This is a genomic window from Streptomyces sp. NBC_01306 (assembly GCF_026340465.1).
In the GTDB taxonomy this organism is placed as follows: domain Bacteria; phylum Actinomycetota; class Actinomycetes; order Streptomycetales; family Streptomycetaceae; genus Streptomyces.
On the sequence record NZ_JAPEPC010000002.1, the window covers coordinates 420,363 to 446,073 of the forward strand.

The following is a 25,711-nucleotide window of genomic DNA, read 5'->3' on the forward strand; positions in this document are numbered from 1 at the left end:
TGGAGAGCCGCCTACCCCGTCCGGCCGCGCACACGCCGGGTCCCGCCCGCTCCACCCCTTCGCCGGGCGCTACGGCGCGGCAACCTACGGGGAGCCGGGCGTCCCAGCCACGACGAAGCCGTACCGAGGCGAGGGACGGGCCGCCCGCAGGCCAGAAACAGGATAAGAACATCCGTTCCTTACGTAGTGTACTTTTGTTCTTATGCCGGAGAAGGAAGTACCCGCAGAGCAACCACCAGCGGGCGGCGCGGGGCGACGCACACGCCGACACGATCCGCGACGCAGGGAGCGCGTACTCGATGCCGCGTTGTCGGTGCTCGTCGAGGACGGGGTCGCCGGGATCACCCACCGCAAGGTCGCCGCCGGTGCGGACGTGCCGCTGGGCTCCGTCACCTACCACTTCGCGAGCCTGACCGAACTGTGCACGCAGGCGTTCGGCAGGTACGTCGAGCAACAGACCGCCGAGTACGAGGCACTCTTCGCCGAGGTGACCTCGCGCGAGGACCTGATCGATGTCCTGGTGGAGCTGGTCCGGGGAGGGCCGTCCCGGCACCGCAGCGCGGTCCTCGGCTTCGAACTGCACCTGGCCGCGTTGCGCGATCCCGCGCTGCGCGCGCTGACCCAGCAGTGGACCAGATCCAGCCGGGCGGTGCTGGCCCGCTTCACCGGGCCGGAGGGCGCCGCCCGTCTCGACGCCCTGCTGGAAGGAATGATCATGCACACCCTGCTCTCCACGGACCGGGAACCGCGCGAGGAGACCCGGGCAGCCATCGTGCAGGTGCTCGGCCCGGCCGCCGGATCGGATACGTGCCTCGCCCACACCGTACGTACCACTCCACAGGCCACGCGCGGAGAGGCGGCCGACGCCGCCCCTGCCACGCCCGCACCCTGAGCACAGAAACCAAGGAGAACGCCGTGCCGATTGCCGCCCCGGTCATCGAGGTCAGTGACGCCGACCTGGAGGACCTCCGCGCCCGGCTGCGCGCCACCCGGTGGCCCGAGCCCTGGCCGGTCGACAGCTGGGAGGCGGGTACCGACGCCGCCGAACTCCGCCGCCTCGTCACGCTCTGGGCCACCGACTACACCTGGCGAACCCACGAAGCCGCCGTCAACGCCCTGCCCTCCCACTTCGCCGACATCGACGGCACACCGGTGCACTACCTCCGTTACGACGCCGAGCACCCGGACGCCCTGCCGATCGTGCTCACCCACGGCTGGCCGAGCACCGTCCTGGAACTCACGGCCCTCGCCGAACGGCTGGCCGCCCCCTCCCGCCACGGCGGCGACGCCCGGGACACCTTCACCGTCATCGTCCCCTCACTGCCCGGCTTCGCCTTCTCCCCCCAGCGGCCCGCCCTCACCGGTGCCGAGCAGACCCACGAGCTCTGGCACCGGCTCATGCGTGGCCACCTCGGCTTCCACCGCTACGCGGCCCACGGCGGAGATCTCGGCGCAGGCATCACCTCACGGCTCGCCGAAGCGCACCCCGAGTCCGTCGTGGGCATCCACCTGCTCGCCGCCGCGGCCCCGGCCGACCACGACCCGGCCTCGTTGACACCCGAGGAGGAGAAGCACCTCGACTCCGCCGCGGCTTGGCAGGCGGAGGAGGGCGGCTACATGCACCAGCAGAACACCCGCCCCCTCACCCTCGCCCCGGCCCTGAGCGACTCCCCCGCCGGACTGCTCTCCTGGATCCTGGAGAAGTACCGGGCGTGGAGCGACTGCGGAGGCGACCTGTCCACACGATTCAGCGACGACTTCCTCCTCACCCAGGCGTCTCTCTACTGGTTCACCGGCACGATCTCCACATCCTTCCGGCCGTACTACGAATACGCGCACCACCTGACCCGACGGGTTCGGCGGGTGGAGGTCCCGACCGCCCTCGCGCTGTTCCCCGCGGACCTCGCTCAACCGCCACGAAGCTGGGCCGAGCGCACCTACCACCTCACGCGTTACACGCACATGCCCCGCGGCGGACACTTCGCAGCCCACGAGGAACCCGCCCTGCTCGCCGACGACATCACCGCGTTCTTCCGCGAACTCCGCCCCCACCACCCGCAAGCCTCACGGCCGGGCTTGTGAGCCGGCGGAACGGCCGTGAGGAAACGGACCGTTGAGGAACGCGCCGCCATCGCCGGCGGAGCCGGCCTGCCTCACCCAAGCCGGACGCTCGCGCCCGGGACCAATCGGCGGTAGCGGGCCGGGACTCCGGGGCCCCGCTCGCCGAGGAAGCCCTCGACCATCGCGGTGCCGACGTCGTTGAGGGCGCCGTCATGCACGGCGTAAGCATCGCGGGGAGCGACCTCGCGCAGATAGTCGATCAGATCGCCGACAGTGGACCAGGGAGCGTGCACCGGCAGTAGTAGCGTGCCGACCGGAGTACCGGGGACGGTCAGGGCGTCGCCGGGGTGGAACAGGGCCTCGTCCACCAGGAATCCGATGTTGGGAATGCGCGGGACATCCGGGTGGATGACCGCGTGCCAGGCGCCGTGAACCCGGATGTCGAAGCCCGCGACGCTGAAGGCGTCCCCGTCCCCGGTGGCGGTGACCTGCGTGCCGATGCCGTCCAGCCGCTTCGCGACGGAGGAGTTGGTCCAGATACGCAGATCCGGACGGGCAGCGGCCGCCCGGCGCAGCACCTCCTCCGAGAAGTGGTCGAAGTGCTCGTGCGTCACGAGCACGGCGTCGGCGCCTTCCAGCGCCCCGGGGTCGGTCAGACCGCCCGGGTCGATGACCAGGCGGCGCCCGTCCTTCTCCAGCCGCACACACGCATGACCGAACTTGGTGAGTTCCATGATCGCTATGTCCTTCCACCTTCGCCGCAACCAATTTACACAACCAAACTGTACAACTGAACTGTACAACTGAGTTCCGAAGCTTCGGCTAAGATGACCCCATGGACGAAGACGCGCTGGCCGAGGAGCTGCGGCGGTCACTCGGTGAGCTGGTCCGGGCGGTACGAGCCGTGGACACCATGCCTCCCGGCGAGGCCGCCATTCTCGGATTCCTCGACCGCGGCGGCCCCCTGACCACGGCCGACCTGGCCCGCCTGCGCGGCGTCACACACCAGTCGGCCGCCAAGTCGGTCAAAGAACTCTCCGCCGGCGGCTTGGTCCACGTCGAGCAGCACCCCGACGACGGCCGGAAGCTCCTGCTGCACCTCACCGACGCCGGCCGCTCCCGACTCCAGCGGGAACGCACTCTCCGCGCGGGTGCCCTGGGCGCCGCCATCCGCGAGACCTTCGACCCCGACGAAAAGCTGCGGCTCAGCGAGTCCGTCGCCCTGCTGTCCCGCCTGACGGCTCGCCTTGCCGGACAACACTGAGGTGCACCGACGAAAGTCGGTGATCAGCGACTATGCCGACGGGACAGTGCTGCGCGAGGAGCTCCAAGGGGAACCTCAGTCCGTTGGCCGGTAGTGACATGATCTCGCCGTGACATTGACAGAGGAGTTGGCACAACTGGCGGCGGTTGGGGCGCTGGGAGTGCTACGGCCCGAGGCGCGACTGGCCGACATCGCCGCTGAATACGGGGAGCCGGAGGATCTCGGGCCGGTCAGCCAGAGGCGCCGGTGGCCACGCCGCTTTGGGGTGGGATCGGTTGAGTTGCTCGTCTGTGAGTGCCGCACGCTTCGATCGTTGACTCTGTCGCTGGCGTCGGACGAGGTGACGTTGCCCGGCCCCGGGCACGGACAGTTGCGCCGATTCGGCTCGCACGTCACCGAGTCAGCACTGGTCTCCGCCATGCACAGCATGTGCTGCCACGGGAAGAGCAGGGAGTACGACTTCGGCCAGCGCGACCTCGAAACAGCCCCTGCCGAGCACGTTCGGGTGTGTTTCGCTTTCGTGGACCGGGAAACCTACGACGGTCCGCCGTTGGAGGAGTGGATCCTGGCGAAGGCCGGCTTTTGGACCTTGGGTCATGGAGAGTGTTCCGGACCGGGTGCGGGCGACGGCGCCGGCCGGGGGTAGTTGAGCGTTCCGCCCTCGTGTCAGCGTTTCTCTCTGGATGCACTGCCGGTAGGTGCTGACACTCGGCAGGCCCATCATTTACGTCGAGCAGGAGACCGACTGCCCATTCGACAGCTTCGACAGCGGGCGTGCCGACGGACCGGAATGTGCCCGGGCCCCCGCTGATAAACTGGGGGCACGCTTCACAACCGTTGGGGCCCGTACCGAGGGGTGCGGGCCCCGGCGCGTTCCGGGCGCCAGACCGAGGAAGGTTCCCCCATGAACGCGAAGCCGCCGTCCCCGAAGGGCGACCTCACAACGCCGCAGACGGCTGCCCGTGGCCTACCGCCGGTCGAGTCCTTCGACGCACTCGGGCTGCCGCCGGAGCTGACGGCGACGATGACCGGCCTCGGCGTGACAGAGCCCTTCCCGATCCAGGCGGCGACCCTGCCCAACGCGCTGGCCGGCCGTGATGTCCTCGGCCGCGCCCGGACCGGCTCCGGCAAGACGCTTGCCTTCGGGCTTGCGCTGCTGGCGCGGACGGCAGGTATGCGAGCGGAGCCGAAGCAACCGCTCGCACTGGTCCTGGTGCCGACCCGGGAACTCGCGCAGCAGGTGAGCGACGCGCTGAAGCCATATGCGCAGGCGCTGAACGTACGGCTGGCGACGGTGGTGGGCGGGCTGGCGATCAACCGGCAGGCGGCGCTGCTGCGGACCGGCGCCGAAGTGGTCGTCGCGACGCCGGGGCGGCTCGCCGACCTCGTATCGCGCCGGTCCTGTGATCTGCAGCAGGTGCGGATCACGGTGCTGGACGAGGCGGACCAGATGTGCGACCTGGGGTTCCTGCCGCAGGTCTCGGAAATCCTCGACCAGGTCCGCCCCGACGGACAGCGGCTGCTGTTCTCGGCCACGCTCGACCGCAATGTCGACCGGCTGGTGCAGGACTATCTGCACGAGCCGGTAGTAGCCTCGCTCGACCGTGTGGCAGGCTCGGTCACCACGATGGAACACCATGTGCTGAACGTCCATCCCGCCGACAAGTACGCGACCGCGACCGAAATCGCCGCGCGGGACGGCCAGGTCCTGATGTTCCTGGACACCAAGGCCGGCGTGGACCAGTTCACCCGTCACCTGCGGACCAGCGGCGTACGGGCTGCCGCCCTGCACAGCGGGAAGTCGCAGCCCCAGCGCACACACACGCTCGCGCAGTTCAAGGACGGCGAGATCACCGTGCTGGTGGCCACCAATGTCGCGGCGCGAGGCATTCACATCGAGGCGCTCGACCTCGTCGTCAACGTCGACCCGCCCGCCGACGCGAAGGACTACCTGCACCGTGGTGGGCGTACGGCTCGCGCCGGGGAATCCGGGATCGTGGTCACGCTGGTCACCCCGAACCAACGGCGAGACGTGAACCAGATCATGACCGACGCCCGGGTCCGGCCGACTGTCACCCAGGTGCGCTCCGGCGAGGAGAGGCTGACCGCCATCACCGGGGCGAAGCGCCCGCCGATCGAAGAGAAGAGCAGCGGCAACGCCCCCTTCCGCGGCATGGGCACTCGTCCGGGCCGCCCCAAGGAGTCCCGCAGAACGGCCGACGCCCGCAAGACGGCGGAAGCACGAGCGGCGGCCCGGGTACGCAAGAGCCGCTGACCCGGACGGACTTACCGGCCGCCGACCGAACACAGAAGGCCCGACGACCGCACGCCGGCCAGCTGGTTCCGCGACGGGGCTCGGTCGCGGACGGGCCCTCCGCTGCAACTTCTACGCCGGCGTTGCTGCCACCTGCTCGCGCAGCGCCAGCCATTCCTGAAGCTCGATCAGATTCCCTTCCGGATCCTCCAGGTACGCGACCCGCATCCGGTCCCCCATCGGTCCCGGGTCCCTGGTGAACTCCGCTCCCCGCGAGGTGAGTTCGGCGTGGGCGGCGTCCAAGTCCTCCACCCGGAGCACCACCAGCGCACGATATCCCTCCGGCTCCGCCCCCAATCGCCCCAGCACGTCGGCCATCTGCGCCCGGTCCTGGAGCGCAATCGCGGCGTGTCCGGTGTCGGGACTGAGCTTCGCGTACGGGCCGCTCTCCGCCTCGAACTGCGGCTTGAGCCCGAGCACGTCCCGGTAGAAGCGGTAGACGGCGGGGAAGTCGGATACCAACAGGCGTATCTGGGTGAGTTCCATACCGTCCTTTCTAGCCCAGTTCCGACTCCGGCTCGATCGCGATCTCTGAGCGCCCCCTAAGCCCTTGAGCAGAAGGCCCTCGTGTCTCGCCGTGAGGCACTATTCCCGCTTCCCCTACAGGTCCAGAACCAGGCGTGGCGAGAGTGCGCGGGACACGCACGGGTACATCCGGCCCTCGGGTGCCCCGATGTCGTCGCGGTGTTCGGGCTCCCCTTCCAGGACCGTGAGTTCGCAGCTGCCGCACACACCTTCGCGGCAGCCGGACGGGACCGGCTGCCCGGCGTGGCTCAGGGCGTCCAGCAACGACTTCCCGGCATCGACCTGGATCGTCCGTCCACTTCGGGCGCACACCACATCGAACCCTGTGTCCGGTGCGAACTTCCGCGCGGTGGGCCGGAACCTCTCGGCACGCAGCCGTCCGACGGGAAACGCCGCCTCGACCGCGGCGAGCATCGGCGCGGGCCCACAGCAGTAGACCAGTGCACGGGAGCCCGAACCGGCTGCCATTGCTGCGAAGTCAGGCCTGCCGTGTTCTTCAGTCGCGACGATGGCCACCCTGTCTCCGTATGCGGTGCGCAGTTCCTCGGCGAAAGGCATGGAGGCGCGCGATCGGCCCACGTACACCAGTTTCGCCTGAGCGCCCCCTTCGATCGCCGAACGCAGCATCGGCCGGATGGGCGTGATGCCGATCCCGCCGGCCACGAAGAGATACTCCGGCGCGGGTTCCAGCGGGAAGTGGTTGCGTGGCAAGGAAATTTCGAGTGTCCGACCAGGCTTCAGGAAGCGGTGCACATACTCCGAACCGCCCCGGCTGAACCGATCGAAACGGACCGCGATGCGATACCACCCGCGCTCCGCGGGGTCACCGCACAACGAGTACTGCCGCGTCAGCCAGTTCGGCAGGGTGAGGTCGATATGCGCTCCCGGCCGCCACGGCGCCAGCGGCCCCCCGGCACCGCGCAGGGCCACCGAGACCACGTCTTCGGCGATCTCTTCGATCCGGTCGATAACCGTCTGCTGCATGGAAATCCCCTCGTCAGTACAGCTCGCGGTAGCCGGCTTCGAGCCCCGCTTCGAGCATCGCAGGATCGATGTCAACGCCGAACTGGGCAGCCGCGACCTCACCCACCGACGGAAGCTCGTCGGCCAGCGCCTGGCTTGAGGGATCCCACAGACGGGACCGGATCAGCGCGCGACCACAGTGGAAGTACGCCTCCGCCACCTCGACAACGATGGCCAGGACAGGTTCGCGCGCCTCGGTCTGCATCCGGGCGAGCACATCGGGCTCGTCGGTGGGATAGCCGCGCCCGTTGACCCGCAACGTTTCCCGGGCGCCGGGGATCAGGAAGAGCAGCCCGACCCCGTCGTGTTCGGCGAGGTTGGTGAAGGAATCGGCGATCTTGTTGCCGGGGCGGTCGGGAATCGCGAGCGTGTGCTCGTCGAGCACCTTCACGAAGCCCGGGTAGTCGCCCCGGGGTGAGCAGTCCAGGTGTCCGTCCGCGCTGGAGGTGGCCAGCGCCAGGAAGGGGGAATGCGCGATGAAGCGGCGGGAGAACTCGTCGATGTGGTTCTGCTTCTTCTCCTTCAGCATCGCCTCGGGCTCGCCCAGCCGGGCACGGACCTCGGCGGGTGCCACCCGGCGCGGCCGGACGCGGGTATGCGTCATAACAGACTCCTTTCGGTTTCGTCTTCCGGTTCCGTCTGGGTGAGATGCGCGGGGACGCACAGTCAGCACGGTGGGGAAACTCTGCTCAACAGCAGGTCATGGCACAATTATGAGCAATTATTCAGTTCATGCGCTACTCGCTTTGGCGGCGCTTCGAAGGGGGTTCCATGACGTCGGAGAAACGGCGGCTTCAGCCACGTAAGGAGCCACGCCAGGCCCGCGCGGAGCTCACCCGGCAGCGCATCCTCACTGCGGCTGCTCACGTTTTCGCCGAGCAGGGCTACACCGCAGGCACCACCAACCGGATCGCTGAACGGGCCCGGGTCTCGATCGGTTCGCTGTACCAGTACTACCCGAACAAGGACGCGATCCTGGCCGAACTGGTGACCCGGCACCTCGACGCCGGAGCCGCGGCCATGAGCCGCCGCCGCAGCGGCGCGCTGCCGGAGTCGTTGGAAGAGATCATCCGCTTGTTCGTGCGGACGTCGATCGAGAACCACCTCGGGGATCCGCACCTGCTGCGCGTCATGATGGAACAACCACCGCTGTCTGCCGGCCTGCTGGAGAAGGTCGCCCGGCACCATGAGGCGGACGTCGAGTACGTCCGGGAACTCTTCGAGCGCCATCCGGAAGTCAGGGTGGCCGACACGGCGGCGGCGGCACGGCTCGCCGTCGCGGCGATCGAATTCATCGTGCACCCGCTCGTCGCGGAGCCCGACCCGTTCGACACCACCAGGCTGGAGAACGAACTCGTGGCCATGGTGACCCGCTATTTGCGCGGCTGAAGGCCATCGCCTCCTCTCCCCGTACCCACCAGTCCACTGGGTTCAGTCCATCCGGTTCGGCTGCGTCCCCTTCGCCGTCCGCTGTATCTGCGGAGGCGCACCGGCGGTGGTGGGGTGACCGGTGCCGGTACGCCATGCGGTGTCGTGGACGTACGTCGCGGCGAATTCGGCGAGGCGGTCCACGACGGCGGTGAGTGCCTCCACCCCGTAGTGCTGCGGACTCCAGCAGACGTGCAGTTGAAGGCTCAGGGTGGTCCGGTCGACGGTGTCGATCAGCAGGGGACAGCCGCCGAACCGGGGCAGGTCGGTGGTGACGCCGACGCCGAAATCGCTTGCCGCGAGCGCCTCGCACATCAGGGCGTTGCTGCTTTCCGTCACCTGGGCGTAGGTCAGGCCGGCCTTGGACACCGCCTGGTCGAGGACGGCTCGCGCCGGGTGCTCCCGGGTCAGCAGCAGCAGGTGTTCGGTGACCAGCTCGGCGATCGTGATGCTGCGCCGCCCCCGGGTGGCCCACCGGTGGGTGGGGGCGACGTAGGCGCGCAGGGGTACGTCCGTCAGTGGACGCCATGCCAGCGTCGGGTCGTCGGCCGGCCCCGCGGCGAGACCGAGGTCGGCGTCTTTGCTCACCGTGGTGCAGATCCGGTCCGCGGACACCTCGCGCACCGAGACGAAGGGATCGTCGGGACCCAGCGTCGCGACGAACGGCGCGACCACCTCGTTGATCGTGGTCTGGGCCGCGGCCACCACCACACGGGACAGCCCACCGCCTGCCATGTACCGTGCCGCGGCTTCGATCCGGTCGGCTCGGGAGACCAGATCCTCGGCGGCCGTGACGAACTGCCGGCCGGCGCTGGTCAGCCGGAACCGCGGACCGGTTCGGTCGAACAGGACCAGTCCCAACTCGTTCTCCAGGTAGCGCAGTTGCCGGGAGAGCGCCGGCTGTGCGACGTGGAGCTGTTTCGCCGCCCCGGTGACGGTGCCGTCCTGGACGACCGCGAGGAAGTAGCGACAACGCTTGATCTCCATCCCCGCAGTATGCCGGTTCGGCATGGGAACCTCGCAACAATTGGTATTGGACAGCATGGTCCGGGTTCGCGACTCTGGGTCCCACCCCCGCCCGCCTTGAACCAGGAGCCGCACCATGACCGCATCCCAGGAAGTCCCGGCCACGCTCGCGAACTGGCTTGAACCGCCGTCCAATCGCTGGGCGTTCAACCATGTCGAGCGCCTGCTGGACACCGCGGTGATCCCACGCGGCCGAACCCGGCCCCGCCGACTCGCCGCGGCCGGCACGAGGCTGGACGAGACGGTGATCGCCACCACCGGCGGCTCCTCGACGGTGGCCGAGTTCCTTGCGCGCACGGCGACCGACGCGATCGTCGTGCTGCGCGGCGACCAGGTGCTGTTCGAGCGCTACTACGGCGAGGCGGCGCCGGACCGCCGGCACGTGCTGATGTCGGTCTCCAAGTCGATCGCCGGCATGGCCGCGGGGTGCCTGGTGGACGACGGGATACTCGACGTGTCGGCCACGGTGGCGACCTACGTTCCGGAACTGGCGTCGTCGGCCTACGGGACGGCGACGGTGCGCGACGTGTTGGATATGACCGCGGCGCTGCGTTACAACCAGGACTACGACGATCCGCGGTCCGAGGTGCGGGTCGGGGACCGAGCGGTGGGCTGGCGGCCCCGGCACAGCGGGGATCCGGACGGCGTGCATGCCTTTCTGACCGGCCTTGAGCCCGACGGCCCGCACGGGCGCCGGTTCCAGTACTGCTCGGCGACCACCGACGTGCTCGCCTGGGTACTGGAGCGCGCCGCGGGGCTCCCCTATCCCAGGTTGCTCGGCGAACGTATCTGGTCACGGATCGGAGCCGAGCACGATGCCGTGGTCTCCACGGATCCGGTGGGCACCCCCTACGCCTGTGCAGGAATCAGTGCCACCGCCCGCGATCTCGCCCGCTTCGGTCGATGTGTGCTCGACGGCGGCGTGGTCGACGGGGTTCAGGTCATTCCCGAGGAGTGGATCCACGCCACGCGCCGGGGTGGCCTCGCAGCGGTACTGCCCGACCGCGACCTCGGGTCGATCCACCCGAACGGGACCTACCGCAACCAGTGGTGGATCCCCGGCGACTCGGCAGGCACCTTGTTCGGGATCGGCATCTTCGGCCAGTACCTGTGGCTCGACCCGGAGCGAGACGTCGTCATCGTGAAGTTCTCCAGCCTCCCGCACCCCCGGGACGGCCGTACCGAGCACGCCGTGGCGCTCGCGGCGATCGCCGAGGCCGTCGGGTCCGAACGCGGCACCTGGGAGGCATGATGAAGGGGCACCCGTCGTTCGCGCTGGAGCGGCGCACGATCGAACACATTCCAGCCACGGAACGCCACGGTCGGCCATGGCACCAGCTCGCCCTGTGGTTCTCCACCAATGTGCAGATCAACACTCTGATCACCGGCGCGGTGACCATCGGGATGGGACTCGACCTGACCTGGGCGGTCATCAGCATCGTGGTGGGGAATCTGGTCGGCGGGCTGTTCATGGCCTACCACTCCGCACAGGGGCCCCAGCTCGGTCTTCCACAAATGGTGCAGAGCCGCGCCCAGTTCGGTCTCTACGGCGCGGTGCTGCCCTCCGCCATGGTCGTGTTGATGTACCTCGGCTTCGCCGTCGAGGGCAGCCTGGTCGCCGGGCAGGCGATCGCGGCATGGGCCCATGTGCCGAAGACCGTGGGCATCGTGGTGTTCAACCTGGTGCTGCTCATGATTCCCCTGGTGGGATACCGGCTGATCCATGCCGCAGGCCGGGTCGTCGCGGTGATCTCGGGTGTGGCGTTCCTCGCGTTGTTCGTACGGCTTCTCCCGCAGCTGTCCAGCCACCCGTCCGGCGCGACCACGCACTCCGTCGGCGCCGTCGTGTCGGCGATCTCGGTCTGCGTCGCCTGGCAGGTCACCTGGGCTCCCTATGTGTCCGACTACTCCCGCTACCTGCCCGCGGACACACCGACCAGGGTGACGTTCGCCTACACATATCTCGGTTCGGCCGTGGGCGGTGCGGGCACGATGATCGTCGGAGCGATGGCCGCGACCGTCAACAGTGCCGCGGTGAACTCCGACGCGATCGGGTTCCTGGCCGGCCGCTTTCCGTCGGTCAGTGGTCTGCTGGTCGTGGCGCTGCTCATCGGCTTGGTCCCGGCCGGCGCGGAGGGCCCGTACGGTGCCTTCCTCACCGCGGTCAGCGCGCTGTCGGCGGAGGGCCGGGTGCGTTCGACCGCGGCAGCACGGGCGTTCTTCGTGATCTGCTTCGCGGTCGTCGCGAGCGCGCTCGCCATCGTGTCCAGCGGCAGTCTGCTGACGACCTTCCAGAACATCACGCTGTTCGTGCTGTACCTGCTGGTGCCGTGGACCGCGATCAACCTCACCGACTACTACGTCGTTCGCCGCGGTCACTACGACATTCCCGCGCTGCTGACGAAGAACGGCCGCTACGGGACTTTCACCTGGTGGGCGGTGCTCATCTACTTCGTGTCGATCGCCGTTGAACTGCCGTTCATCAACAGCAGTGTTTACGTGGGGCCGTTGGTGGCTTCCCTGGGCGGCGCCGACGTGTCCTGGCTCGTCGGGCTCGTGGTGGGCGGAGGGGGATACTACGCCTGCGCCAAGCTGATCCGGGATCGTCGGATCGAGCCGGTTGTGCAACCGTCGTAGCCGTTCGTTCCCTCCGGCGCGGCTGACCCGGTTCCCGGCGACCAGTGTTGACCGTGCCCGTGTACGGGGGCGCCGGCTTGTCCGGACCGGCGGGGAAGTCGTTTACGGAAGGCAGTGTTCTATGGAAGCCGACGACCTCGTATGGCAGGACGCGATCGGTCTCGCCCGTCTGATTTCCGAGGGCACGGTGAGCGCCGTCGAGGTGGTGGCCGCCACCTCGACCGGATCGAGGCGGTCGGTGACCGGGTGAACGCCTTCGTGACCGTGCTCGGTGAGCAGGCTCTGCACGCCGCAGCGCGACCGGCAAGCGGCCCGCTCGGCGGGGTGCCCTTCACGGTCAAGGACTCCTTCGACACGGCGGGGGTCCGTACCACCCGCGGATCGAGGCTCTTCGCCGACCGGGTGCCCGAAAGCGACGCCACTCCGGTGGCCCGTCTCCGGCAAGCCGGCGGCATCCTGCTGGCCAAGACGAACCTGCCGGAGATGTCCTACTGGACCGAGACGGACAACCACGTCGCAGGCAGGTCCCTGAACCCCTACGACCCGCAACGCACCCCCGGAGGCTCCAGCGGCGGTGAATCAGCGGCCATCGCAAGCGGACTCTCGCCTCTCGGTATCGGGAGCGATGTCGCCATCTCCGTGCGCGGGCCCGCCGCCGACACCGGGATCGCCTCGATCAAGCCCACCCACGGCAGGGTGCCGATGACCGGCCACTTCCCCGCCGTACCGCGCCGTTGGTGGCACGCGGGCCCCATGGCCCCCAGCGTGCGCGACCTGCGCCTGGCCCTGTCCCTCATGGAAGGACCCGACGGCGCCGACCCCTACACCGTCGTACCGGCCGCCGAAGCGAGCGCGGAATCGGAGACCTCGGCACAGGGGTAGTCGCGGTCCGCGGTGCATCGACTCTGGTCACGTGCACGCTAGTTGTGCCCACATCGCCCGACCGCAGCCGTGCGCGGTGTGCGCGCAGGGCCGCGGGCACTTCGTGAACATCGCTTCTGTCGGCGCATCCGGCGGTGTACCGGGTCTGATCCCGGCAGGAGGGTTGCCTTCACATGCACTCCAACTCCTAGCCTTCACAGGCATGGAGACGATTGACGGGACGCCGGCCGCCGGTACACACCTGCCTCGCGCAAGGGCCCTCGGACGGAGCGGAATCGAGGTGAGCGCCCTCGGTTTTGGCTGCTGGGCCATCGGCGGGGAATGGCAAGGCCCGGACGGGAGCCCGCTCGGCTGGGGCAAGGTCGATGACGAGGAGTCCGTTCGTGCCGTGCGCCGTGCGCTGGACCTCGGCGTGACCTTCTTCGACACCGCAGACGTCTACGGAACCGGGCACAGCGAGCGCGTACTCGGACGGGCCCTCGGCAGGCGCCGGGCGGACGTCGTCGTGGCCACCACGTGGGGCAACCTCTTCGACGAGGAGAGCAAGGTCCTGACGGGCGGCGACGACTCACCGGTGTACGTACGGCGTGCGCTGACGGCGTCGCTCGCCAGGCTGGGCACCGACTACGTGGACCTCTACCAGCTCCACCTGTCGGACGTGGATCCTGAACGGGCCGCTCTCCTGCGGGACGCCTGTGAAGATCTCGTACGAGAAGGGCTCATCCGCGCGTACGCATGGAGCACCGACGACCCGGCGCGCGCGTCGGTCTTCGCCGCGGGCCCGCACTGCGCGGCCGTGCAGCACCGCTGCAACGTCCTCCAGGACGCGCCCGAAATGCTCGCCTTGTGCGAGGAGACCGCTCTTGCGAGCATCAACCGCAGCCCGCTCGCGATGGGGCTGCTGACCGGGAAGTACATGCCGGGAAGCACACTCGCCGCCGGTGACATCCGCCATGCGCCGCCTGCCTGGCTGCCGGGTTTCGCGGCGGGTGGCGGCGCCGATCCGCGATGGCTCGCGCGCGTCGAGGCTGTACGGTCCATCCTCACGAGCCGCGGGCGCACTCTCGCCCAGGGCTCGCTGGCCTGGCTGTGGGCGCGCAGCCCGCGGACGGTGCCCATCCCCGGCTTTCGGACCGTGGCGCAGGCAGAGGAAAACGCCCGGACGCTGGAGTTCGGGCCGCTGGCAGAGGAGGAGGTCGCAGAGATCGGGCGTGTGCTGGGACCTTGACGCTCGGGGGCAATGCTGGTGGGGCAGGCCAACCGACAGCCGGCGCCGGGCGCAAGCAGACTGGGCCTGTCGAGGCCTTGTGACCCTGAGTCTTGAATCGACGCGCACATTCCGTGGAGCGGCTTCACCGGGCCCGTTCCAGCCTCCGATCGGTGCTGGTCACACACTCCGCTCCTCCGGCAGACGTCGTTCCGACGCGACCGTTCACGGAATGTGTGCCAGAACCGCAGGGGCCCGTGACGGCTTCGCGTACCCCGCAAGGCCGCACCCCCCACCGTTTGTCCGCAGGCTCAGCTCACGAACTCTCTGTCGCCGTAGCGCACCTCGACCCTGTTCCAGTCGACGCCGAGGTTCTTCGTGAACTTCTCAGCCAGGGACAGGTCCGCGAGCGGGACGACGAGGATGAGCCGCCCGTCAAGGGTGACTGACCCGCCTCCGAGCTCGTCGCGGGCCTCGGGGTTCGCGAGCAACTCGTGGTGCAGACGAGGGGCACTGACGCCGGGAGCCTGGATTTCGACTGCGTCGGTTTCCGGCGAGGAACGCGGCAGGCAGCGGAAGGTCAGCACCGACTCCTGGTGGTACCGCTTGGCGATGACACTGGCGACGTGGTGCAGCCCGTCCTGGCCGACCTTGTTGACGTCGAACTCGCGGGAGCGCTCGTAGGTGGCCTGTTTGAGGGCGCCGGACCAGAAGATGCCGTCCAGCAGCTTCGAGGCGCCGGGCCGCGCGCCGTTGGTACGAATGATCCCGCGCACCTCGTGATCGAAACGCGTCAGGCTGGTCTTGAGCCGGGGGTCGGCCGGATCCGTGACGATCGCGGTGTTGTTCGTAGCGAAGATCTCCCCCGCTGGACACCCATGGCCTGCCGCGCTCGCCTGTGTGCTGCCCGCGCCGACGACCCCAAGTGTCAGGGTGGAGACCGAGACCAGAACGCGCAACTGCCGCCATGCAATGGATTTCCTCATACGGTCATCAACGATCTTCGGCAGGGTTTGTTGCGCCTGCCGCCCCACCCACTCGGCGACTTCAATAATGAGCTGCGGCCCCACAGACCTGCCGCCGCGGTGTCGGTGGGATCAGCCCGCTCGGAGCGGAAGCTTCGCACGTCGAGCACCGTCAGAATCGCGCGAGCGTCGCCCGCCGGCCTGGACATCGAAGACCGGCGACCACACGGACCCCGCGTGAACCCACACCGCACGGCGGGACATCATCCCCCTCTCCTACGACGGATCCCCTTGACCGACACCCGCCTGGCCGTGCGCAGGGCGTGCAGGCGATCGCGCCCGGTCAGGCCGGACAGCGCTCCGTGAGTCCGGGATCACCCGGAAGAGCGCGGGGACTGCCGCAAGACATGCCGCAGCGGCGACGGCCACCCACAGCGCGGGGGCGTAGACGGTCAGCGAGCCGACGGCCCAGGCCATCAGGGCGGGCGTGAAGCCCGCGAAGACCATCGCTGCGATGTTGTAGCTCAGGGCCACGCCCGTGGAGCGCACTTCGACGGGGAAGAGCCGGGTCAGCGTGGAGGGTGCGACGCCGGCGAACGCGGCGACACCTGCGCACATCAGGCTGTGGACGAGCAGCAGGACGGGGAACGCCGGTTGTGCGTGCAGCCATGCCAGCAAGGGCAGCGGCAGCACGAGCAAGCCCAGCGCGCCGGCCACGAGCACTCTCCGCGCACCCGCCGTGTCGGCGGCGCGCCCCGCGACCAGGCACCCGGCTACGAGGACTGCGTTGCCCACCAGAGAGGCGAGGAACGACTGCTGTGCGGTGAAGCCGAGACCTGCCGCGTCGCTCTCGTAGTACGTAGGTGCGTAGATGACCAAGGTGTAGACGCACACGGTCCACAGAACGGAGAAGAGAAATCCGGTGATGACCCGTCCCCGGTACTCGGTCAGCAACTGGACGAGAGGGCCGCGCCCCGGGGTCGTCTCCTGCTCATTCCGTTCCGGTTTGCTCTTCTCGAATTCCTCGGTCTCCGGCAGATGCCGGCGGATGTAGACGCCGACCGGAATGATGAGCAGGCCGAGCGCAAAGGGAATGCGCCAGGCCCAGGCGTTCATCGCTGATTCGGAGGCGAAGGTCGTGAGGGCGACGCCCACGGCGGCGGCCGCGAGATTGCAGATCCCCATGGATGCCTGGAGCCAGGCGGCGTACCGGGCCTTTCGGCCGGGTGGCGCGTGTTCCACCAGGAAGGCCGTGGCGCCGCCGATCTCGCCGCCTGCCGAGAATCCCTGCAGCAGCCTGCCGACGAGGAGCAGGGCCGGTGCACCGAGCCCGATGACTGCCACCGGTGGCGCCACGACCAGCAGGAGTGTCCCGGCGCCCATGGTGCTGAGGGAGAGCATCATCGCGGCCTTGCGGCCCTTGCGGTCGCCGTACAGCCCGATGACGACGGCCCCGAGCGGGCGGGCCACGAACCCCGTACCGAAGATGACGAACGTGCTGATGAGAGCCGTACCCGGGTCGTCGTCCCGGAAGAAGTTGTGGGAGATGTAGCCGGCGAAGAAGGCGTAGACCGTGAAGTCGTACCACTCCATCCCGTTGCCGAAGGATGCCGCGACGACCGCGCGCCGGGAGACACGTGTCGTGGTCGCTGTCGTTGCATCTCTATTCACTGCGCACGACCGGACGTTGGTCCAGGGTGGCCAGCGTGCCGGCGAGCACGTGTGCGCCCTGCTCGATGTCGGCGGGCGCGGTGAACTCCTCGGGGCAGTGGCTGAGCCCGCCCTGCGAGGGAACGAAGATCATGCCCATGGGCCCGAGCCGGGCCAGGTGTGCGGCGTCGTGGCCCGCCCCGGACGGGACGGCCTGCCACGGCAGGCCGAGCCTGTCGGCCGACTGACCAATGACGTCCTGCAGCAACTCGTCCGTGGGCACGGGGTCCTGATCGGTGAGGTACTCGACGTCGAACTGGACACCTCGCCTCGCCGCTTCCTCGGCAACCTCGTCGACGATCTGCCGGCGCGCCCCCTGGAGCCAGGTGCCGTCCACGCTGCGGATCTCCGCCCAGAGCCGGGCCCGGTCCGTGATGACGCCCATCGACTCGGGACTCGACTCGATGCAGCCGGGAGTGGCCACGCCGTGCACGGGCGCTCCGCATCCGGCACGTTCCACGGCGAGAACTGCCGCTGCGGCGGAGACCAGCGCGTCGTGGCGGTCGGCCATGTGTGTCGTCCCCGCGTGGCCCGCCCGGCCCGCGAAGCGCATCAGGATTCGGTCGATTCCGGCGATCGCGGTGACCACGCCGATGCTGGTGCCGGACGTTTCCAGGAGTGGGCCCTGCTCGACGTGCAGTTCCACGTAGGCGTGCACGTCACCGGGGTTCCAGGCCTGCCTCAGCGCGGCGTGCGGGTCGAGCCCGAACCTCTCGATCGCGTCGCCGAGCCTGGTTCCCGTGCTGTCCACCCGGTCCAGGTGCTCCGGCCGCAGCACGCCGGCCACCGCGCGGGAACCCAGGCACGATATGCCGAAATCGTTGGCCTCCTCGCCGAGGAAGTCCACGACCACCAGGTCGTGTTCAAGCGTCGTGCCCGTCTCACGGAATCGCTGGGCCACCTCGATACCGGTCAGGACGCCGACGATGCCGTCGAATCTGCCGCCCTGGGCGACCGTGTCGGTGTGGGATCCGGTGACCAGCGCCGGGCCGCTCCCCCGGCGGCCGGGCAGCCGCCCGACGATGTTGCCCGCCGGGTCCACAACGGGGTCGAGTCCCGCGTCGGCCATCTGCCGGCGTACCCACTCGCGAGAGGCCCGGTAGGACTCCGAGAACACCTCTCGGCTCCAGCCGGGGCGCGTGGAGTCGTGGAATTCGGCGAGCGAGGCGAGGCGCTCGGCGAGTCGTTCGGGATGGGGGGTCAGGGCGTCCAGGTCGATGCTCATTACCTATCCTTCCGGTGAATACCGGACAGTTCTGGCCTGAATTCGGCCAGGTTGGACTGTGATCTCGTACGTACGTGCTGCCTCCGTCGGCGATGGCACGGCCCGCGGAACCGGCGCCGCGTCCGTCACCGTGCTCAGAGGTCCTCGCGGGTGCTCTCCTCGTCGGGCGACAGCCACACCTGGGTCGCCGCCCGGGGCATGCTGGCCGTGATGTCCGCGACCGCTTCCCGCAGCAGGGCCAGCGGCCGGGTGACATCGGTGAGTTCCGCGTGCCGCCCCACCAGGGACACCGCGCACAAGCACGAGCCGGCGACAAGAACGGGCATTCCGACGGCGCTGACGCCGGGGGTGAGCCAGCCGTGCGTCACGTGGTAGCCGTCCTTGCGGGCTTCGGCGAGTTCGAGGCGCAGGGACGCGGCGTCCGGGGTCGCCGCCGTGAACCGTTGCAGCCGTCCTTGCAGGACCTGGCGGCGAACCGTCTCGGGCGCCGTTGCCAGCAGCGGCGTGGCGCTGGCCCCCGAGTACAGGGCCAGGACCTGACCGGGCCGCAGCGCCACCGTGCCTGATCCGCTGCCCCGGGTGTCCAGGCAGAGCGCGGCGGTGTGCGCCCGTACCGTGAGTGCCACGTCCAGACCGCTGCGACGCATCAGCCGGGTGAGCACGGGGCGCGCCAGGTCCACCAGGTGCCCGGTCCGGTCGATGGAACGGTCGGCGAGGCGGTCGGTGGGCAGCAGGGCGCCGTCGACCTCGGCGAGGAACCCTGCCTCCTTGAGCAGCCGGACGTAGCGGTAGGCCGACGACGACGGGATGCCCATGGCCGCGACGACTTCCGACACCTCGGCCTGGCCCCGGTCCTGGATGAACTCCAGGATCCGCAGGCCCCGCGTCAGGGAGGACAGTTCACCTGCGGACGGCCGTCCGATGGTCATGCTCATCTCCGATGCACCTGCTCGCCGCGGCCGGGCTTGCCCGTCAGTCCCTTGCCCGCGTCCCAGACGACGGTGCCACGGCTCAGCGTGAGAGTGACACGGGCACCGGGCGCGTACGCATCGTAGGGGGTCCAGCCGGCGCGGGAGTGCAGGGCCGAGCCGTCGATCCGCCAGGTGTCGTCCGGGGTGAGCACCATGATGTCCGCGTCGTGGCCCGGGGCCAGCCTGCCCTTGCGGTGCCCGATGCCGTACCGGTCGGCAGGGTTGCTGGTCAGCGCGGCCACCGCTCGCGCGAACTGCGGCCCGGCGCCGAAGCGCCGCAGGCAGGCGCCCAGGGTGGTCGCCACGAGGGTCTCGGTGCCCGGCACCCCCGAGTGGTTGTCCAGGATCCGTTCGTGGTCCTTGAACTCGGCGGGCCAAGGGGCGTGGTCGGAGGTGACTGCCGTGGCGAGGCCCGTGGTGACGGCCTGCCACATGGCGTCGCGGTTCGCCCCGTCGCGCAGCGGGGGGTTGATCTTCAGCCGGCCGCGGGAGCCGCACATGTCGTCCTCGGTGAAGGTCAGGTAGTGCGGGCATGTCTCGAAGGTGATGTCCACGCCCTGGCCCCGGTACCAGCGCACGAGCTCGGCCGACCGCCCCAGGGACAGATGGCACAGGTGCAGCGCGTTGCCCTGATGGGCGGCGATCTCCATCGCGGTGAGCACGCCGAGCGTCTCCGAGACGGGTGGCCGGGTCGCGGCGTGCACGGCCGGATCGGTCGAGGAACGGTGCCGCTCGTCGGCGAGGAGCGCCTTGATGATCTCGTTGTTCTCCGCGTGTACGCACAGCGTCGACTCCACGGCGCCGACAGCCTTCATCACATCCAGCAACTCGGCATCGTCGATACGCGGGAACCGGAACGGGTCGGTGTCGAAGAGCGACACCTTGAACCCCACCACTCCCCCGGCGGCCAGGGCTTCGGCCTCTCGCCAGCCACCGCCGGGCGCGAGGGTGCCGAGCAGGGCGACATCGACGACGGCCTCCTCGGCCACCTTCTCCCGCTTCGCCCTGAGCCGCTCCACGTGGTTCACGGGGCCCTCCGCGTCGAAGGGCATCTCCACGATCGTGGTCACACCTCCGGCGGCCGCGGCGGAGGTCGCGGCCCGCAGCCCCTCACCCGCGTGCGAGTACGAGTGCACGTGGGCGTCGACCGCACCCGGCAGGACGAAAGCGTCCCTGACGTCGATTCGCCGCGCCGCGGGGGCTTTCGGCGCCGCCCCGGTTCCGACTCCGGTGATGACACCGCCCGCGACAGCGACCCACCCACGCTCGAATTTCCCGTCCGCGACCGGCACGACCCCGGTGAGGACGATGTCGGCGCGCTCGTGACCCTGTGCCTTTTCCATGGCGTGAAAGGTAGACACGGTGCGGGCCCGGACAGAATACGATTCCCGCGGATCGGGAATCACGCTCGCGGCACCCCTTTCCGCTGCTCTGCACGGCTCCCCGGACCTGCCTTGCGTGGCCTCGGTGACTCATGCACTATTGCGTGCCACCGGCGAGGAGACATCACTCCCGTGTGCCTGCCGAATTACCATTTCCCGAGAATGCGAGCGCGGATGAACATGGGCGACCAATCAATGCGAGGATTCCTCGACGAGTTGGAACGTCGTGGTGAACTCGTCGATATCGACCGGCCGGTCGACCCACGCTTCGAACTCGCCAGTGTGCTCGCGCTGTTCGACCGTGGCCCCGCCGTGCGGCTGAACCGCGTCACGGGTTCGGAACTGCCCCTGGTCGGAAACGTCCTGTCGAGCCGCGCCCGCATCGCCGCCGCACTGCGCGTGCCGGTCACGGACGTCCTCGACACGCTGTCGGCCGCGGTCGCCTCCCGGTGCAAGCCCGAGGTGGTGGATACCGCCCACTGCCAGGAACGGCGGTTCGCCGCCGACGAGGTCTGGAAGCGCGTCCTCGCGCCGACCTACTTCACCGATGACTCCGGCGGCTATCTGACGGCGGGAATGATCGTCGCCCACGACCCGGTCACCGGTCACCGCAACGCCTCCTACGCCCGGATCAAGCCGCTGGGCCCGACGACCGGGTTCGTCGGGATCGCCCCGAACCACCATCTGACCGCGCTCGCCCGCTCCGCCGGGGCTGACGGCCTTCCCGTCGCCGTCACGCTGGGCACCCATCCCGCGATCCAGATGGCCGCCTGCTTCTATCTCGGCCTCGGGGACGACGAGTTGGAGCACGCAGCCCACCTGCTGGGAGCACCGGTCAAGGTGGTGCGGGCCACGACGAGCGACGTTCTTGTGCCCGCCGACGCCGAAGTCGTCATCGAGGGCCTGCTGCACGCCGACCGCCCCGTGCACGAGGGGCTGGTCAGCGAGTACCACGGAATGTACGAGGACTACGGCGACGGGGTCACCCTGGAGGTCACGGCGCTGACCACGCGCGCCGACCCCTCGGTCCAGGTCATCCTGCCGGGGCTGGCCGCCGAGCACGCCTACCTCGCCGCGCTGCCGATCGCCGCCGGGCTGCGGCACGCGCTGCGCCTGGCCGGCTGCGGGGACACAGATGTCGCGGTGACGCTCTCCGGAGGCGGCCGCGTCGACGTGGTCGTCGCGCTCCCCGCGCACCAGGGCCGCCAGGCCAAGCGTGCGATCTTCGCTTGTTTCGCCTCCGTCAGCATGGTGAAACAAGTCACCGTCGTGGACTGCGACATCGACATCTGGGACGCCGAACACGTCCACTGGGCACGGACGAGCCGGATGCGCTGGGAGCGCGACCTCATCCTTGCACCCGACGTCCCGGCCGACCGGAACGTGCCGATGCAGCAGGGCGGCACCGTGACGAAGGTCGGCATGGACGCCACAGCCAAACCCGGCGACCGTACGCCGGGACACGCCCTCGCCGTGCCTCCGCGGGAGACCGTGGACCGAGTGCGCCGCCGGCTCGAAACCGACGGTCTGGGGACACGCTTCGCCCCGACTCCGGTGCTGTGGAGTCTGCTCGACACCGGGGATCGCCGCCCCGCGGGCGACCAGCACTGACCGCGCTTCGGCTCTCCGGCACCACCAGGCAGAGGACGGTTTCCTCGCCCGGTCCCGGTCAGCGTTTGATGCCTACACCCGCCAACAGACCAATCTGGGCGTCCGTGGGCTCCGTACCATCGGTGGGTCCGTCGGGCCGCCAGCGGTGGCAGCAGCAGATGCCGGGGTCGATGAGGTCGAGCCCGTCGAAGAAATGTCGGACGTCGCTGTGTGAACGGAACTGCACCGGGGTTCCGGAGCTGGTGTAGATCTCCGCGACCTTGTTCCAGGTGACCGGGTCGAAGTCGGGCGTGCAGTGGTTCATGGCGAGGGCGCTGCCGACCGGGAGGGAGTCGAGCAGTCGGCGGACGATGGCGTACGGGTCGTGCGGGTCGGTGATGAAGTGCATGAGGGCGTTGAGGTTGAGGGCGATGGGCTGGTCGAAGTCCAGAACCTCCGACTCGGCAACGGCGCTCATGAGTGCGTCGGGGTCGGTGACGTCGGCCTCGATGTAGGCCGTGCGTCCCTGCGTCGTGCTGCGCATCAGGCGTTCGGCGTACTTGAGTACGAGGGGGTCGTTGTCGGCGTACACGACGCGGGCATCGAGCGCGACGGACTGGGCGACCTGGTGCAGGTTGGGCTCGGTCGGTATGCCGGTGCCGACGTCGAGCCACTGGCGGATGCCGTACTCCTGCGCCAGGACACGGGTGGCCCGGTGCATGAACGCCCGGTTCTCGCGGGCAGTTACGAAGATGCCGGGGTGAGCGTCGGCGGCGACCAGAGCCGCCTCCTTGTCGATCTCGAAGTGATCCTTGCCACCGAGGAAGTAGTCGTACATCCGGGCCGAGTGCGGCCTGCTCGTGTCGAGATCCCGGCCGGCCTGCCTGGTGGTCATGTTCTCCCCTTCATCTTCATGCGTGTGTCTGTCGGCCCGCAGGCCAGGAACGGGACCGGTGTCGTCGTCCCTTCCGTCCGCCGCCGGTTCACCCGGCGGCCAAGTGGTCGGCCAGGCCCTCTTTGACCCCGCGGAGGAACGCGGCGATCTCCTCCGGCGCGTAGATCAGCGCAGGCCCGGCCGGGTCGGTCGACTGCCTTACGGCCACGCGGCCGTCGGCGAGCTTCTTCGTCTCGACGCACTGACCGCCGTTCGGCCCGCTCCAGGGACGCTCCCAGCCCTGTTCACCGAGATCGCGGGCCGACATCCCGTTGTAGACACCCTCGTCGGTGATCGTCACGAGTACTCCTTGCGCATGCGGTTCAAGAGCGCCCTGCTGTCCTCGGACGACGTCAGCAGCGCCATACGGGAATGCGCCTCAAGATGGGCGACGACGTCCGCGCGCTGATCCAGGTAGACGGAGGCAGACAGGAGCTCGCTGTAGACGATGTCGGGCAACTCGGGTTCCTCGAAGCGGAAATACGTGAACGGGGCACACGCCCCGACATGCGCACCCGCGGCGAAGGGCACGATGTCGAGACTGACATGGGCGAGCTCGGACACGTCCAGCAGCCGCTCGATCTGTTCCCGCATCACGTCGGCGCTGCTCACCGCCCGGTGCAGGACGGCTTCCTCCATCACCACCCACAACGTAGGGGCGTCCTCCCGCTCCAGCAGGCTCTGGCGGTGCAGCCGTAGCTCCACGCGGCGCGCGAGTTCCTCCTCGCTGCCGTTCGGCAGCCCGCCGAGCAGCACGGCGCGGGCGTAGTCGGGGGTCTGCAGAAGACCGGTGACGTACTGGGGTTCGTACGTACGCAGGGTCTTGGCGCCGGTCTCCAGGCTGACGTAGGCGGTGAACCAGCTGGGGACGGCGTCGCGGTAGGAGTGCCACCAGCCGGGCTCGTTGGCTCGCTCGGCCAGGTCGACGAACTCGTCGATCTCCTGACGGTCCGCGCCGAAGGTCTCCAGGAGCTTCTCCACGTAGAGAGGCTTCAGCGCGACCTCGGCCTTTTCCAGCCGACGGATCGTCAAGGTCTTCACGCGCAGTGCTTTTGCCGCGTCCTCCAGCGAGGCACCGGCGCCGAGTCGCATGTCCTGCAGCCGGCGGCCGAGGATCATGCGCAGGACTGTCGGTGCGCTGGTACTGGAACGGGCTTCACTCACGCCCAACCTCCTGAGGGTTCATCAACAACGCCATTCTTACAGTGTCTTGCTGACGACGCCAGGGTGATACCCGCGCTGCTGAAATTATCAGGGAGTCGGTTGCAGCGTGGGTCGATCACGCGCATAGTTGACGTGTGAGCGGTCAAGTCGCAGCTCTGACGCAGCATCCGGCCCGGGCGGGACACGTGATGCTGATGCCGTCGTCGGCACCCCACCGCAGGGCGCCTGCCTCGGCACACGCCTCTCACACCGCGGGCTGCGGCCCGCATCCCCACACCGCGCCTGCCCCCCGGAAGGCACTGGAAGGCGACATCCTTGACTCTGCCCACGACCTCAGCCCCGGCCTCGTCCCCCGCCTCAGCCGCGGCCGTGCCTCGTCGGGAGTACTGGCTCGGCCTGCCGGCCCTGCACACCAGCGCGAGATCCGCCCGCGACAACGTGCGCGACCGGCTCCGTGCCTGGAAGGTGCCGGGCGACACATGCAGCGACGCGGTGTTGCTGGTCTCCGAGCTGACCACGAACGCTGTACTCCACACCGACAGCGCTCATGTCCTGTGCGGCCTCACGCTGACCGGCGACGAGCGGCGCCTGCGCATCGAACTCCACGACGACGGCCGTACCCCGGTCCGCCCGCCCGAGCATCTGGCGGGCCCCCGCGAGGAGGGCGGGCGAGGTCTGTTCCTCGTCCAGCAACTCGCGGACCGCTGGGGCTCCGCCCGCTCGACGCGGGCCGAAGGCAACGTCGTCTGGGCGGAGTTGACGGCCCACCCCTGACGCCATCGGTACGGGCGGGCGCCGAATCCGGCGCCCGCCCCGGCAGCGACAGCCCGGTTGCAGCCTGGAAGGGCCCGGCCCGCTGCGCACCGGACCAGGTCCCCCGTCCGTCGGCAGAGAACGCAGCCGGCACCGCACGGCCCCGCTGCGTCCCCTTCACGCGGCGAGGAACCCCTTCTCCTCGATCCACCTACAGAAGGCGCCCATGACCCCCTACGGTGAACCCGCTTCCCCCGTCGTGCTGTACGTATGCGCCGACCGAGCCCCGGGCGCGCCGGGGGCAGCCACACAGCGCGCACAGACGGAAGGCCGCGCCTTCGCCCAGGAGCGCGGACTGACGATCGCCGAGGTCATCACCGACACATACGGTGAGCCCGACCCGGCCCAGCGCAGAGGGTGGCGGCGGGTGAGACAGCTGGTACAGACAGGTCACGTCACGGATGTACTCGTCCGCTGGCCCAACGCCATCGCCCCGGAGTCCGCGCATGAACTCCGGCACCGCGAGACCGCCTGGCTCCACGACCGCGGCGTGCGCGTCCGCTACACATGGGCGCCCTTGTCGTCGAAGAGCGACGAGACCCGGCATCCCGCTGGGCGATGACCAGGTCTCTGATTCGCCCGGCCGGTGA

Annotated in this window: 27 protein-coding genes; 14 read left to right on the forward strand and 13 right to left on the reverse strand. The window is 69.3% G+C overall.

Annotation, left to right across the window (positions count from 1 at the left end; genetic code table 11):
- Nucleotides 1-202: 202 nt before the first annotated feature.
- Together OG385_RS34990 and OG385_RS34995 are read left to right on the forward strand one after the other, a co-directional pair.
- Entirely contained in the window at nt 203-892 is a 690-nt protein-coding gene (locus OG385_RS34990; RefSeq protein WP_266861983.1) for a TetR/AcrR family transcriptional regulator, read from the forward strand.
- Nucleotides 893-915: 23 nt separating this feature from the next.
- A complete protein-coding gene (locus OG385_RS34995; RefSeq protein WP_266861984.1) occupies nt 916-2,082 on the forward strand; it encodes an epoxide hydrolase family protein in 1,167 nt (388 codons plus the stop codon).
- Between the two features lie 71 nt (nt 2,083-2,153).
- Here OG385_RS34995 and OG385_RS35000 read toward each other — a convergent pair whose 3' ends face one another.
- Nucleotides 2,154-2,795 carry an MBL fold metallo-hydrolase gene (locus tag OG385_RS35000; protein WP_266861985.1) on the reverse strand — a complete coding sequence of 214 codons (642 nt, stop codon included), beginning with the start codon at nt 2,793-2,795 and terminating at the stop codon, nt 2,154-2,156.
- Between the two features lie 101 nt (nt 2,796-2,896).
- Here OG385_RS35000 and OG385_RS35005 point away from each other — a divergent pair, with 101 nt between their 5' ends.
- From OG385_RS35005 to OG385_RS35015, 3 genes are all read left to right on the forward strand, one after another.
- Nucleotides 2,897-3,325: a MarR family winged helix-turn-helix transcriptional regulator gene (locus OG385_RS35005; RefSeq protein ID WP_266861987.1), complete on the forward strand. Its 429-nt coding sequence runs from the start codon at nt 2,897-2,899 to the stop codon at nt 3,323-3,325.
- 109 nt (nt 3,326-3,434) lie between these two features.
- Nucleotides 3,435-3,971, forward strand: coding sequence for a hypothetical protein (locus OG385_RS35010; protein ID WP_266861989.1), 537 nt, complete (start codon nt 3,435-3,437; stop codon nt 3,969-3,971).
- Nucleotides 3,972-4,229: 258 nt separating this feature from the next.
- The gene (locus OG385_RS35015; protein ID WP_266861991.1) at nt 4,230-5,600 is read left to right on the forward strand and encodes a DEAD/DEAH box helicase; all 1,371 of its coding nucleotides are present in this window, start codon (nt 4,230-4,232) and stop codon (nt 5,598-5,600) included.
- A gap of 111 nt (nt 5,601-5,711) precedes the next feature.
- Here OG385_RS35015 and OG385_RS35020 read toward each other — a convergent pair whose 3' ends face one another.
- The 3 genes from OG385_RS35020 to OG385_RS35030 all read right to left on the reverse strand — a co-directional run bounded on the left by OG385_RS35020 (nt 5,712) and on the right by OG385_RS35030 (nt 7,791).
- The gene (locus tag OG385_RS35020) at nt 5,712-6,125 is read right to left on the reverse strand and encodes a VOC family protein (protein WP_266861993.1); all 414 of its coding nucleotides are present in this window, start codon (nt 6,123-6,125) and stop codon (nt 5,712-5,714) included.
- 114 nt (nt 6,126-6,239) lie between these two features.
- Nucleotides 6,240-7,148 carry a PDR/VanB family oxidoreductase gene (locus OG385_RS35025; RefSeq protein ID WP_266862190.1) on the reverse strand — a complete coding sequence of 303 codons (909 nt, stop codon included), beginning with the start codon at nt 7,146-7,148 and terminating at the stop codon, nt 6,240-6,242.
- 13 nt (nt 7,149-7,161) lie between these two features.
- The gene (locus OG385_RS35030; protein ID WP_266861994.1) at nt 7,162-7,791 is read right to left on the reverse strand and encodes an MSMEG_1061 family FMN-dependent PPOX-type flavoprotein; all 630 of its coding nucleotides are present in this window, start codon (nt 7,789-7,791) and stop codon (nt 7,162-7,164) included.
- A gap of 167 nt (nt 7,792-7,958) precedes the next feature.
- On the opposite strand from OG385_RS35030, the gene OG385_RS35035 reads away from it, so the two are divergent.
- The gene (locus OG385_RS35035; RefSeq protein ID WP_266861995.1) at nt 7,959-8,576 is read left to right on the forward strand and encodes a TetR/AcrR family transcriptional regulator; all 618 of its coding nucleotides are present in this window, start codon (nt 7,959-7,961) and stop codon (nt 8,574-8,576) included.
- Between the two features lie 42 nt (nt 8,577-8,618).
- On the opposite strand, the gene OG385_RS35040 is transcribed toward OG385_RS35035, so the two are convergent.
- The gene (locus tag OG385_RS35040) at nt 8,619-9,602 is read right to left on the reverse strand and encodes a LysR family transcriptional regulator (protein WP_266861996.1); all 984 of its coding nucleotides are present in this window, start codon (nt 9,600-9,602) and stop codon (nt 8,619-8,621) included.
- A 115-nt stretch (nt 9,603-9,717) separates the two neighbouring features.
- Between OG385_RS35040 and OG385_RS35045 the strand changes: the two genes are divergently transcribed.
- From OG385_RS35045 to OG385_RS35065, 5 genes are all read left to right on the forward strand, one after another.
- Nucleotides 9,718-10,893, forward strand: coding sequence for a serine hydrolase (locus tag OG385_RS35045; RefSeq protein WP_266861997.1), 1,176 nt, complete (start codon nt 9,718-9,720; stop codon nt 10,891-10,893).
- On the forward strand, nt 10,890-12,278 hold the full coding sequence (locus tag OG385_RS35050) for a cytosine permease (RefSeq protein ID WP_266861998.1): 1,389 nt from the start codon (nt 10,890-10,892) through the stop codon (nt 12,276-12,278). Before OG385_RS35045 ends, OG385_RS35050 begins: the two co-directional genes overlap by 4 nt.
- A gap of 121 nt (nt 12,279-12,399) precedes the next feature.
- The gene (locus OG385_RS35055) at nt 12,400-12,528 is read left to right on the forward strand and encodes a hypothetical protein (protein ID WP_266861999.1); all 129 of its coding nucleotides are present in this window, start codon (nt 12,400-12,402) and stop codon (nt 12,526-12,528) included.
- Nucleotides 12,525-13,160 (forward strand): amidase, encoded by a 636-nt coding sequence (locus OG385_RS35060; RefSeq protein ID WP_266862000.1) that lies wholly within the window; start codon nt 12,525-12,527, stop codon nt 13,158-13,160. The genes OG385_RS35055 and OG385_RS35060 overlap by 4 nt, the downstream gene beginning before the upstream one ends.
- A 202-nt stretch (nt 13,161-13,362) precedes the next feature.
- Nucleotides 13,363-14,388, forward strand: a complete 1,026-nt coding sequence (locus OG385_RS35065; RefSeq protein WP_266862001.1) for an aldo/keto reductase — start codon at nt 13,363-13,365, stop codon at nt 14,386-14,388.
- 290 nt (nt 14,389-14,678) lie between these two features.
- Here the strand turns inward: OG385_RS35065 and OG385_RS35070 are convergent, their stop codons facing one another.
- The 5 genes from OG385_RS35070 to OG385_RS35090 form a co-directional block, all read right to left on the reverse strand.
- Entirely contained in the window at nt 14,679-15,353 is a 675-nt protein-coding gene (locus OG385_RS35070) for a hypothetical protein (protein WP_266862002.1), read from the reverse strand.
- 255 nt (nt 15,354-15,608) lie between these two features.
- Nucleotides 15,609-17,003: an MFS transporter gene (locus OG385_RS35075; protein ID WP_266862003.1), complete on the reverse strand. Its 1,395-nt coding sequence runs from the start codon at nt 17,001-17,003 to the stop codon at nt 15,609-15,611.
- A complete protein-coding gene (locus tag OG385_RS35080) occupies nt 16,996-18,267 on the reverse strand; it encodes a M20 family metallo-hydrolase (RefSeq protein WP_266862004.1) in 1,272 nt (423 codons plus the stop codon). The genes OG385_RS35075 and OG385_RS35080 overlap by 8 nt, the downstream gene beginning before the upstream one ends.
- Nucleotides 18,268-18,401: 134 nt before the next feature.
- Nucleotides 18,402-19,202 (reverse strand): IclR family transcriptional regulator, encoded by an 801-nt coding sequence (locus tag OG385_RS35085; protein ID WP_266862005.1) that lies wholly within the window; start codon nt 19,200-19,202, stop codon nt 18,402-18,404.
- Entirely contained in the window at nt 19,199-20,581 is a 1,383-nt protein-coding gene (locus OG385_RS35090) for a dihydroorotase family protein (RefSeq protein WP_266862006.1), read from the reverse strand. Before OG385_RS35090 ends, OG385_RS35085 begins: the two co-directional genes overlap by 4 nt.
- A 219-nt stretch (nt 20,582-20,800) precedes the next feature.
- On the opposite strand from OG385_RS35090, the gene OG385_RS35095 reads away from it, so the two are divergent.
- Nucleotides 20,801-22,231 (forward strand): UbiD family decarboxylase, encoded by a 1,431-nt coding sequence (locus tag OG385_RS35095; RefSeq protein WP_266862007.1) that lies wholly within the window; start codon nt 20,801-20,803, stop codon nt 22,229-22,231.
- Between the two features lie 58 nt (nt 22,232-22,289).
- On the opposite strand, the gene OG385_RS35100 is transcribed toward OG385_RS35095, so the two are convergent.
- The 3 genes from OG385_RS35100 to OG385_RS35110 all read right to left on the reverse strand — a co-directional run bounded on the left by OG385_RS35100 (nt 22,290) and on the right by OG385_RS35110 (nt 24,308).
- Complete coding sequence (locus tag OG385_RS35100) at nt 22,290-23,105, reverse strand: SAM-dependent methyltransferase (protein WP_266862008.1); 816 nt, start codon at nt 23,103-23,105, stop codon at nt 22,290-22,292.
- 88 nt (nt 23,106-23,193) lie between these two features.
- The gene (locus tag OG385_RS35105; protein ID WP_266862009.1) at nt 23,194-23,445 is read right to left on the reverse strand and encodes a DUF397 domain-containing protein; all 252 of its coding nucleotides are present in this window, start codon (nt 23,443-23,445) and stop codon (nt 23,194-23,196) included.
- Nucleotides 23,442-24,308: a helix-turn-helix transcriptional regulator gene (locus OG385_RS35110; RefSeq protein ID WP_266862010.1), complete on the reverse strand. Its 867-nt coding sequence runs from the start codon at nt 24,306-24,308 to the stop codon at nt 23,442-23,444. Before OG385_RS35110 ends, OG385_RS35105 begins: the two co-directional genes overlap by 4 nt.
- Nucleotides 24,309-24,623: 315 nt before the next feature.
- Here OG385_RS35110 and OG385_RS35115 point away from each other — a divergent pair, with 315 nt between their 5' ends.
- Both OG385_RS35115 and OG385_RS35120 read left to right on the forward strand, forming a co-directional pair.
- Entirely contained in the window at nt 24,624-25,082 is a 459-nt protein-coding gene (locus tag OG385_RS35115; RefSeq protein ID WP_266862011.1) for an ATP-binding protein, read from the forward strand.
- 205 nt (nt 25,083-25,287) lie between these two features.
- Nucleotides 25,288-25,683, forward strand: coding sequence for a hypothetical protein (locus tag OG385_RS35120; protein WP_266862012.1), 396 nt, complete (start codon nt 25,288-25,290; stop codon nt 25,681-25,683).
- Nucleotides 25,684-25,711 lie beyond the last annotated feature (28 nt).